Source organism: Actinacidiphila polyblastidii, from assembly GCF_036353415.1.
Classification (GTDB): Bacteria; Actinomycetota; Actinomycetes; order Streptomycetales; family Streptomycetaceae; genus Actinacidiphila; species Actinacidiphila polyblastidii.
Genome location: NZ_JAZEWV010000090.1, coordinates 1 through 615, shown reverse-complemented (window position 1 = coordinate 615; position 615 = coordinate 1). Strand labels below are relative to the sequence as shown.

1 protein-coding gene is annotated in these 615 nt (G+C 67.3%); it reads right to left on the bottom strand.

The genetic code is table 11. The features are described from left to right. Nucleotides 1-615: polyketide synthase (locus V2S66_RS34355; protein WP_330801033.1), on the bottom strand; the 615-nt coding region annotated here is incomplete at both ends.

The following is a 615-nucleotide window of genomic DNA, read 5'->3' as shown; positions in this document are numbered from 1 at the left end:
GAATGCGGAGATGGCGGCGCGGCGGGGGTGGTGGGTGGTGGGCCAGGGTTGGGGGTGGGTGAGGAGTTGGATGTGTCCTTGGGTCCAGTCGGTGTGGGGGGTGGGTTGGTCGATGTGGAGGGTGGGGGGGAGGGTGGTGTGGTGGAGGGCTTGGATCATTTTGATGAGTCCGGCGGTGCCGGCGGCGGCTTGGGTGTGGCCGATGTTGGATTTGATGGATCCGAGGTAGAGGGGGGGTGTGGTGGGGGGTCGTTGTCCGTAGGTGTTGAGGAGTGCTTGGGCTTCGATGGGGTCGCCGAGGGTGGTGCCGGTGCCGTGGGCTTCGACGGCGTCGATGTCTTGGGGGGTGAGGTGGGCGTTGGTGAGGGCGGTGTGGATGACGCGTTCTTGGGCGAGTCCGTTGGGTGCGGACAGGCCGTTGGAGGCGCCGTCCTGGTTGATGGCGGTGCCGCGGATGAGGGCGAGGATGGGGTGGTTGTTGTGTTGTGCGTCGGTGAGTCGTTCGAGCAGGAGGAGTCCTGCGCCTTCTGACCAGCCGGTGCCGTCGGCGGCTGCGGCGAAGGGTTTGCAGCGGCCGTCGGGGGACAGACCGCCCTGCCGCGAGAACTCCACGAA